The organism is Aeromicrobium sp. PFPM2_SD2, from assembly GCF_057364525.1.
This window is the reverse complement of sequence record NZ_JBNFNZ010000526.1, coordinates 1-1,573: the sequence shown is the minus strand read 5'-3', so window position 1 is coordinate 1,573 and position 1,573 is coordinate 1. Positions and strand designations below refer to the sequence as shown.

The window sequence follows — 1,573 nt, the reverse complement described above, 5'->3', positions numbered from 1 at the left end:
CTCCCGAGCTCGTGCGCTCGAGCGCGGCGCGCCGTGCGGCGCTCGGCCACGTCGCCGCTCATCGGCGACGTGCAGCTCTAGGCGAAGCGCGCCGGGTCGACCTCGATCCAGACCTGCTCGGCCCGGCCGACCAGCGTCCCGTCCTCGGCGTACAGGGCGGTGTCGGTGAGGAACTTGCGTCCCGACCGCTCGGCCAGGCGTCCAACCGACGCGTACGTGCGTCCGGCGACGAGCGGCTGCTCCACGTGGGCCGTCATGCGGCCCAGCACCATGACGTGCTCGGAGAAGTCCGCCGCCCAGCCGCCGGGGCAGTCCAGCGCCGCCCAGGCCACCGGCAGGCCCAGGGTGCCGTCGGCCTCGGCGAACGCCTCGTGGGCGTGGAAGGTGCCGGCGACCAGTCCGTCGCCGACCGGCCCGGTGAACAGGCGCAGCCCGTCGCCGTCCTCGCGGGCCGTGCCGCAGGTGAAGCAGCGGTCGAACGGGTGGTGGTGGAAGCCGGGGTACGCGGTCAGGCCCGCCTCGCGCTGCGCCGGGGTCGGGCACGCCGGGACGCGCGGGCGAAGCCGCCGTCCGTCGCCTCGCCGACGACCGAGCCGCCGTGGGTGACGAGCCGGGTGAGGTCGGCCGACGGCTCCCAGGTGAGCGGCGTCTCGAGCGGGGCGGGACGCGCAGGGTCGCCGTCACCGGCTGCTCCGCGCCGTGGGCCTGGGCGAGCAGGCCGCTGACGTAGCCGCCGTTGCCCGACGTGTCCGGACCGTTGAACTGAGCCGAGATCGTCACCATGGCCGCGAACCTACCGGTCGCGCAGGGCGGCCAGGCGGGCCAGCGCCTCGCGCCGCTCGGCCGCGTGGTCGACCAGGGGCGGCGGGTAGTCGGCCGGCGGGTCGGGCATCTCCCAGGGCTCGTGGACGAACGCGCGCGGCACGTCGGCGAGCTCGGGCACCCAGCGCCGGACGTAGGCGCCGTCGGGGTCGAACTTCCTGCCCTGGGACACCGGGTTCATCACCCGGAAGTACGGGGCGGCGTCCGTGCCGCACCCGGCCACCCACTGCCAGCCGTGCTGGTTGTTGGCCAGGTCGCCGTCCACCAGGTGGCCCAGGAAGTGCCGGGCACCGTGCTGCCACTCCAGGTGCAGGTCCTTGACCAGGAAGCTGGCGGTGATCATGCGCACCCGGTTGTGCATCCAGCCCTCGGCCCGCAGCTGGCGCATGCCGGCGTCGACGATCGGCACGCCGGTGCGACCGTCGCGCCACGCGTCCAGGTCGTCACCCGGCTCGTCGTACTGCATGGCGGCGAACCGGCGGTCGTAGTACTCGCGGCGAGTCGGGACGCTCGTGCAGGACGCCGGCGTAGAAGTCGCGCCACGCGAGCTGGCGCGTGTAGGCGCCGGCCCCGCGCGAGCGGAGGGGCGCGAGGTCGGCCAGCATCGTCCGCGGGTGGATCTCGCCCCACTTGAGGTGCACCGACATCCGCGAGGTGCCCGCGACGAGCGCAGGCAGGTCGCGGGTGTAACGTTCGTAGTCGCGCACGTGCGCGTCCAGCCACGCGCGCCAGCGCTCCCGGGCCGCCCGCT

The 1,573-nt window shown here is 75.0% G+C and carries 2 protein-coding genes and 1 pseudogene; all 3 read right to left on the bottom strand.

What is annotated here, in order from left to right; all coding sequences use genetic code 11:
• Window positions 1–77 precede the first annotated feature (77 nt).
• A complete protein-coding gene (locus tag AC2W7G_RS15920) occupies window positions 78–332 on the bottom strand; it encodes a hypothetical protein (protein WP_485869296.1) in 255 nt (84 codons plus the stop codon).
• 461 nt (window positions 333–793) lie between these two features.
• Window positions 794–1,288, bottom strand: a complete 495-nt coding sequence (locus AC2W7G_RS15915; RefSeq protein ID WP_485869295.1) for an FAD-binding domain-containing protein — start codon at window positions 1,286–1,288, stop codon at window positions 794–796.
• A pseudogene (locus AC2W7G_RS15910) lies at window positions 1,266–1,573 on the bottom strand (hypothetical protein); the annotation flags it as partial. The pseudogene AC2W7G_RS15910 and the gene AC2W7G_RS15915, both read right to left, overlap by 23 nt.